Source organism: Micromonospora sp. NBC_01655 (assembly GCF_026339755.1).
In the GTDB taxonomy this organism is placed as follows: domain Bacteria; phylum Actinomycetota; class Actinomycetes; order Mycobacteriales; family Micromonosporaceae; genus Micromonospora.
In genome coordinates this window covers 5,558,026-5,564,678 of the sequence record NZ_JAPEQF010000001.1, presented here as the reverse complement: position 1 = coordinate 5,564,678, position 6,653 = coordinate 5,558,026, and the positions used below count along the sequence as shown (strand labels likewise).

Here is a 6,653-nt window from a genome sequence, read left to right as displayed (position 1 = left end):
GCACGGAGAGGAACGGGGCGGTCATGTTCAGGCCACCCCGAGGGTGGCTGCGAGTTGGATGATTGTGGCCGGGGCGTGCGGCAGCAGGACGACCTGTCGGGTGCGCGTACGCGTCCGGCGGGTCGCACGTCCCGGCCGAGCAGCACCGCCGTGTCGATGTGCAGAACGGCTGCGACGTCCCGGAGGGTGGATACCTTGCCTGGATCTGATCGCCCCGGCTCTGCGCCCCACCGTCCACCTGCTTCTCCTTCGATAGGGCGCGGCGGTGGTCGGCCTTGAGAGCACCGCCGCGCCGAAAGAAGGGCACGGCTTCCTGGCCGGAGCGGCACTTGCTCCATTGAGCCACGCCCTTACTGGACGTTTGTTTCGCGTTCGAATCAGTAACGACGGATTCACCTTGCGGTCCCGGTAGTACACGATGCCCGACCCAACCCGAAATAGACGTATCCCGTCCTGCTTGACCCTGACCGGAATCGGAGCATCTCACCCCGGGATCGTGTCTGGTTCACTTCCACCCGACATCGGCGGACAAGACGTCCGTTGAGGCAGCGCCCGAGCATCGTACGCATGGATCATGACCGCACGGCGAGCCTATCCGTCCGACCTGTCCGACGCCCGGTGGGCCCTGATCGCGCCCAGTCTGACCGCCTGGCGACAGGCCCGCACCGACGCCGGCGTCAGCGGCCGCGCCCCCACCCACGACCTCCGCAAGATCCTCAACGCCATCCTCTACGTCAACCGCACCGGCATCGCCTGGCGCTACCTGCCCCACGACTTCCCACCCCACGCGACCGTCTACGGCTACTTCGCCGCCAAGAGCAAGCAAGGCATCTTCACCGAACTCAACTACCACCTCACCGGCCTCGTCGGTGACCACGACGGCCGCACCACAGAGCCCACCGCGTCCATCATGGACAGCCAGAGCGTGAAGACCTCCACCAACGTCCCACTGTCCACACAGGGCACCGACGCCAGGAGGAAGATCGTCGGCCGCAAACGCGGCATCATCACCGACACCCTCGGCCTGCTCCTCGCCGTCACCGTCACCGCCGCCAGCGCCAGCGACAACACCATCGGCGCAAACCTGCTCGACCAGGCCACCGCCGCCTACCCCCAGCCTGGCCAAGACCTGGGTCGACGCCGGCTTCAAAAACCGTGTCATCGAACACGGTGCATTTCGGTATTGTCACATCCGTCCACCATCGTCGTTACGTTCGCCCTTCGCCAAACGCCCAGGTTTATCTCTCCGTGACGATCCGACTATCGTGAGTGAGAATTCCCGAAGAAAGAGAGGACCTCTCATGCCGTTGTCAGTGGCGGACCTCGCGGCGCCCGGAAACACACCGATCACGATCCTGTCGACGACCTTTCCGAACGTGTATTTGCGCATGGACGGCACCGGGGTGACGACCTGGAACGGGTCTGGCAGTGGGATCGTCAACTGTCAATTTGGCGCGGGACCCTACGAGAAGTTCAAGGTTCTCCCGCAGGCCGACGGCTCGTTCGCCTTCGCGTCGGCGACCTTTTCGAACGTGTATCTGCGCATGGACGCCGCCGAGTTGCCGCAGATCCCCGGGGGGCCGGGCGGTGGGACCGTCAACTGCCAGGTCCACGTGGGTACCCACGAGACGTTCAAGCTTCTCCCGCAGGCAGGTGGCTCGTTCTCCTTCGAGTCGACGTTGTTTCCGAATTCGTTTCTGCGCCTAGTCGGCTTCGGCGTGACGGCCTCCACCAACGGTGGCGGTGGGATAGTCAACTGCCAGTTCGGCGCCCCGGGTGGCGATCACGAAAAGTTCTTTCTCAACGTCGCCTAGCCACGGCCCCGTCAAGTCCCTGGAATACCTTGACTAAACGGCCCTGACCGGGCATGCCTGGTGTGGTGATGAGCGGATAGGGCTAATACTTCAGCAGGAGAACCCTTCTGACCTGCTGTGACGGTGTGGTTTTGCCCGTCGACAGTGAGCAGCCACCGTCGAGCCTGAGGTTGTTTGGACCAAACAGGATGCGGCGGTGGCTGCCGCTAAAGAGTAGACGTTCAGCGATGGGCCGCGTTGTTTGACGGGCTGATGGACACGGTCGGATCACGCTTTTCCCGGCCGGAACCACGGCGCCGGGTCCGGGACTTCGTGGCCGGGCTGCTGGCGCCGTTCCCGGTAAAGAACTGCTGGACGATCGCGGAACACGCGGGCGACACCGGTCCGGGCGGTATGCAGGAATTGATCGGCCGGGCCAGTTGGGATGACGCGTTGGTGCGTGCCGACGTGCGTGGCTTCGTTGCTGCTCGGCTGGGGCATCCGGACGGGATGCTGCTGGTCGATGAGACCGGTGATCTGAAGAAAGGTACGCACACGGTCGGGGTGCAACGGCAGTATTCCGGCACCGCCGGGAAGATAGAGAACTGCCAGCTCGCGGTGCACCTGTCGTATGCCTCACCGCTCGGGCACACCCTGCTCGACGTCGCCCTCTACCTGCCGAAATCCTGGACCAAGGACCCCGCACGACGGGCGGAAGCAGGAGTGCCCGACACCATCGGCTTCGCCACGAAACCGCAGCTGGCACGCCGCCTGATCGAGACAGCTGTGGCCGGCGGCCTGCCGTGCTGGTGGGGCGCCGGTGACGCTATGTCCAGGAGGCGATAGCCCTGCTCAGCTTGGCAGCCGACGACCTGGACACCGCGATGCGACGCATCCGGCTGCTGGCGTACGCGATCCTGGACGGCACGCTGATCCCGATCGACCGATGCCCTGGCCAGCGCGGATGTGATGACATTCGCCGACAAGGGCTACCAGGGCGCCCGTGGCAGCGTGCGCACCCCGTTCAAGCGGCACCGCTTCCGGCCGAAACTGTCACGCAGGCAGAAGGTCGTGAGCCGGGGCCCACGCGAAGATCCGCGCCCGCGGAGAACGAGCGATCGCCATGCTCAAGGCCTGGAAAATCCTGATCAAGCTGCGCTGCTGCCCACGCCGAGCCACCGCGATCGTCCAAGCCATCCTCGTCCTGCACCACGTCGAAACTAACCGCTACGCAGGATGAAAATGGCTCAGTGCACCCTCCCGATCATGTCGGAACCGAGCATATCGAGCAGGCGACCGACGCGCTGCGGGACCTGCTCGCCGTTGCTCAGGTGGTCCCGAGTAGCCCGGACTACAGAAAAACCCCAGGCCACCTCTGGTCGGGTGACCGGGGGTCTTTTGTCGTGCTGGTCAGCCGACCGGCCCGATCTGCTTGGCCAGGTTGACGAACGACTGCCAGTCGCCCGGCGTGAAGTTGAGGGTGCCGCCTTCGCGGTCCTTCGTGTCCCGGACCAGGACGATGCCCGGCAGATTGTCGGCGACCTCGACGCACGAACCGCCGTTGGAGCCGCTGCGGCTGCTCTTGCGCCACTTGGCGTCGGTCATGTCCATGTCTGCGCTGCTTCCTTGATCAGGTTCAGTGACTGCTTACGGGAGAACGCTTCGCCCCTGATCGCCTCCCACGTTTGCTGGAGGGTAACAAGGTCCTCTGCTTGGTCCACCACCTGCGCTCGCACCTGGTGATCGAGGTGGGCGACCACCGAGCCGTCGCCCAGTGTGCCCAGGATAAATCCACCCTGTAGGCCAGGGTAGAGCCCTGCGTCTTCACCCACCACGAGAATCTGTACGTGTGCCAGCTCGGCCATCTCAGCCAGGTGGGCGAGCTGCTCTTTCATCGCGGCGGGGTGACTCTTCATGGGTCGGCGCAGCACCATCACGTCGATGACGGCGACGAGCTGCACGGGCTTGTTGCTGAAGAGGATGGCGCTTCGTTCGGCCCTCGACGCTACGCGCTCCTCGATCTCGTCCGGAGCCAGCAGGTTGTGAGCCAGCGTGGCCCGCGCGTACGCCTCGGTTTGGAGCAAGCCGGGCACCCAGGCGTGCTCAAACCACCGTAGCGCGACTGCTTCGCGTTCCCAGTCAACCCATTTTCTCAGCCACTGCGGCTCGCGTCGCTTCAGGACATCGGGCCATAGGTCATTTATGTCCCGGCCCAGGATCGCGGCCACCGCCACACGTCGACGCGGTTGCGGTACACGTCCTGGGGAGATCCACCGCGCTGCGGTCTTCGGATCTACCCCCGTCTGAGCTGCAAGACTCTCTGCCGTCTCGCCGGCCTCGATCATGGCCGCTTGAAGTGCCTGGTTCATCCTGCCTCCAACATGGACGTCCCGAACAATCCTGAGCATATGGCAACGTCGTGTACTGATCCCGTCGCTGTCGGCAAGGTGTCGGGTAGTAGGCCCACCCCCAGGGGGAGGGCGTGGATGCCTCGTCGGACCCCGCCCACCCGACCCGGGTCGTTCCAGCGGCCGGGCCGCCCAGCCATTTCGACAGCGCAGGACGGAGGCACATGGGGCCCAGAAAAGACGAACCCGCCGAGCCGGTCGGGGGCGGGCCTTCTATCGGTGTCGGCGGCACCGGCGAGGGCGGTGCGATCTATCAGTCCCGGCGGAACCTGCTGACGCCGGCCGACGTCCGGTGGCAGGACTTCCCGCTGACCAGGTTCGGTTGCCGGGGCCTCGACCCGGAGGCCGTCGGCAGGTTCCTCCGCCGGGTCGAGGCCGACCTGGACGCCCTCTACCAGGAGGTCGTCGCCGCTCGGGACGAGGCCCGCCACCACCGCGACGCCGCGACCAAGCTGCAAGCAGAGCGCTGGCGTCCCCGCGAGCCGGGGGCGCAGCGGCCCCGCGGTGAGTACCGGCGTCCGCCCATGTGGCCGCCCTACTCACCCCGCCGGCAGGGCTGCCACCGCCAGCCGGGAGACGGGGGCGGCGATGGCTGACTACCCGGCGATCCACGGCCCGTCCAGACCGGACTGGAACTGTCTCGTCTGCGGCGGCCCCTGGCCCTGCCTGACCCGCAAGCGCCAGCTCAAGGAGCTGTGCCAGTGCAACATTCGCACGCTCGTGCGCTACATGGCCTCGTACCTGCCGGACGCCCACACGGAAATCACCGGCATGAGCACCACTGACATCACCGAACGCATTGTCGGATGGTGCGGCAGACCGTTGGAGATGTGGGCGGTCCAGGAACATCCGGCTGGCTCGGGAGATCAAGACCGGCACCGACGCTACCTACCCAATCAGAAGGCAGGCAGATATGGACGCCACGGATAGCGGCCCGGCCCAGAGCCGCAGTGAGCAGGCCGAGGCCGCCGAACGGGAGGCCGCGAGGCAACGCCTGCTTAAGCAGGCCGAGGCGGACCGGATACCGGTGGACGACACGACCAGGGCGGTGCCCGACCGGCGGTGGCGTCGTGACCACCCATGATCTGCCGATAGGACGCCGGATCGCCCAGCTGCGGGCCCGACGGCGGATGACTCAGCAGATGCTTGCCGACCGGCTCGGCAAGTCGAAGAGCTGGGTCGACAAGGTCGAGCGGGGTGTCCGTGCCCTCGACCGGTTCACGGTCATCCAGGACCTCGCCGCCGTGCTCCGCGTCGACCCGGTGGCGCTGCTCGGCCGCGATGCCCTACCGTCGCAGGCCGCCCGCGCCGCCGTGCATGGCGTCGACGGGGTACGGGCCGCCCTCGCCCGCTACGACACCGCCCTGACCGGGCCGCAGGTGCGGGCGGCACCGCCGGCGGGCGAGCTGGGCCGGCGGGTGCGGCACGCCTGGCTGACGTACCAGCACGCCGACTACCCGCAACTGCTGCGGATGCTGCCGGAGTTGCTCGGCGACGCCCAACACGCCCACTCCGCCCACGCCGACGGCGGGGACGGGGATGGCGCGGCGGAGCTGCTGGTGCAGGCGTACCGGATTGCGTCGTCGGTGTTGGTGAAGCTCGGCGAGGGCGACCTCGGCTGGCTCGCCGCTGACCGGGCCATGTCCGTGGCGACCGGCGACCCGCTGCTGGTGGCGGCGGCGGCCGTGCCGCTGGGGCAGGCGCTGCGCGTTCTGGATCGTCCCCGGCCGGCCCTGTCGGTCACGATCGCCGCCGCGCACCGCATCTCCCCCCGGGTGTGGCGCGACGGCCCGCGGCGGGACCCGGCGCTGCGCGGGACGCTGCTGGTCCAGGCCGCGCTGGCCGCCGCCGGGTTCGGCGACGAGCGCAGCGCACGGGAACTCATCGACCAGGCCGCCGGGATCGCCGACGAGACCGGCGAGGGCCACGGCCGGCACTGGACCAGCTTCGGGCCCACGGCGGTGGAGTTGGCCCGGGTGGCTGCCGCCGTCGAACTGGGTGTCGGCACCGAGGCGGTGATCCTGCACGAGCGGGTCGTCGGCGCGGACGACTGGCGACGGTTACCGGCCGAGCATCGGGCGGCGTACCTGCTCGACGCCACCCGCGCGTACCTCCAGCTCGGCGACCCCCTCGCGGCCGGACGCGCGCTGGTCGACGCGGACCGGACCGCACCGGCCGAGGTCCGGTTGCGGCCGGTGGCCCGTACGCTGCTCACCGACCTGACGCGCCACGGACCGGTCCCGGCGGACGTAGCCCGGCTCGCCATGGTCCTCGGCATCGGGTGATGACCGCCCGGCCCCTCCTCCTCCACTGGCCGGCAGGGTGATTGCGAAGTCGGGCGTGAGCGCTTTGATCAGGGAGTCCGGAGGGTCCTGGCGTGGGCGTCGCTCCACCACAGGTATGCCTACCGGCTCCTTTGGGGCTGAGTCGAATACGACATCACCCACGCCCG

7 protein-coding genes and 2 pseudogenes are annotated in these 6,653 nt (G+C 67.7%); 7 read left to right on the top strand and 2 right to left on the bottom strand.

The features are described 5' to 3' along the window. Positions 1–574 precede the first annotated feature (574 nt). The 4 genes and pseudogenes from OOK41_RS24855 to OOK41_RS24840 form a co-directional block, all read left to right on the top strand. A pseudogene (locus OOK41_RS24855) lies at positions 575–1,175 on the top strand (IS5 family transposase); the annotation flags it as partial. A 126-nt stretch (positions 1,176–1,301) separates the two neighbouring features. After that, a complete protein-coding gene (locus OOK41_RS24850; protein ID WP_266268071.1) occupies positions 1,302–1,814 on the top strand; it encodes a hypothetical protein in 513 nt (170 codons plus the stop codon). A 252-nt stretch (positions 1,815–2,066) separates the two neighbouring features. Beyond that, the gene (locus OOK41_RS24845) at positions 2,067–2,639 is read left to right on the top strand and encodes an IS701 family transposase (protein WP_266267971.1); all 573 of its coding nucleotides are present in this window, start codon (positions 2,067–2,069) and stop codon (positions 2,637–2,639) included. Further along, positions 2,618–3,033, top strand: a pseudogene (locus OOK41_RS24840) (transposase family protein); the annotation flags it as partial. The gene OOK41_RS24845 and the pseudogene OOK41_RS24840, both read left to right, overlap by 22 nt. Before the next feature lie 170 nt (positions 3,034–3,203). Here the strand turns inward: OOK41_RS24840 and OOK41_RS24835 are convergent. Beyond that, complete coding sequence (locus tag OOK41_RS24835) at positions 3,204–3,398, bottom strand: DUF397 domain-containing protein (RefSeq protein ID WP_266267970.1); 195 nt, start codon at positions 3,396–3,398, stop codon at positions 3,204–3,206. Continuing rightward, positions 3,395–4,162, bottom strand: a complete 768-nt coding sequence (locus OOK41_RS24830; RefSeq protein WP_266266894.1) for a DUF5753 domain-containing protein — start codon at positions 4,160–4,162, stop codon at positions 3,395–3,397. The genes OOK41_RS24835 and OOK41_RS24830 overlap by 4 nt, the downstream gene beginning before the upstream one ends. Positions 4,163–4,365: 203 nt before the next feature. Here OOK41_RS24830 and OOK41_RS24825 point away from each other — a divergent pair, with 203 nt between their 5' ends. The 3 genes from OOK41_RS24825 to OOK41_RS24815 all read left to right on the top strand — a co-directional run bounded on the left by OOK41_RS24825 (position 4,366) and on the right by OOK41_RS24815 (position 6,486). Continuing rightward, positions 4,366–4,797: a DivIVA domain-containing protein gene (locus OOK41_RS24825; protein ID WP_266266893.1), complete on the top strand. Its 432-nt coding sequence runs from the start codon at positions 4,366–4,368 to the stop codon at positions 4,795–4,797. Beyond that, on the top strand, positions 4,790–5,131 hold the full coding sequence (locus OOK41_RS24820) for a hypothetical protein (protein ID WP_266266892.1): 342 nt from the start codon (positions 4,790–4,792) through the stop codon (positions 5,129–5,131). Before OOK41_RS24825 ends, OOK41_RS24820 begins: the two co-directional genes overlap by 8 nt. 140 nt (positions 5,132–5,271) lie before the next feature. Continuing rightward, entirely contained in the window at positions 5,272–6,486 is a 1,215-nt protein-coding gene (locus OOK41_RS24815) for a helix-turn-helix domain-containing protein (RefSeq protein ID WP_266266891.1), read from the top strand. Positions 6,487–6,653: the final 167 nt, after the last annotated feature.

What these genes read in the sequence shown, in the direction of transcription:
- OOK41_RS24850 (WP_266268071.1), top strand. Translation starts at nt 1,302, where the DNA reads ATGCCGTTGTCAGTGGCGGACCTCGCGGCGCCCGGAAACACACCGATC.
- OOK41_RS24845 (WP_266267971.1), top strand. Translation starts at nt 2,067, where the DNA reads ATGGACACGGTCGGATCACGCTTTTCCCGGCCGGAACCACGGCGCCGG.
- OOK41_RS24835 (WP_266267970.1), bottom strand. Translation starts at nt 3,398, where the DNA reads ATGACCGACGCCAAGTGGCGCAAGAGCAGCCGCAGCGGCTCCAACGGC.
- OOK41_RS24830 (WP_266266894.1), bottom strand. Translation starts at nt 4,162, where the DNA reads ATGAACCAGGCACTTCAAGCGGCCATGATCGAGGCCGGCGAGACGGCA.
- OOK41_RS24825 (WP_266266893.1), top strand. Translation starts at nt 4,366, where the DNA reads ATGGGGCCCAGAAAAGACGAACCCGCCGAGCCGGTCGGGGGCGGGCCT.
- OOK41_RS24820 (WP_266266892.1), top strand. Translation starts at nt 4,790, where the DNA reads ATGGCTGACTACCCGGCGATCCACGGCCCGTCCAGACCGGACTGGAAC.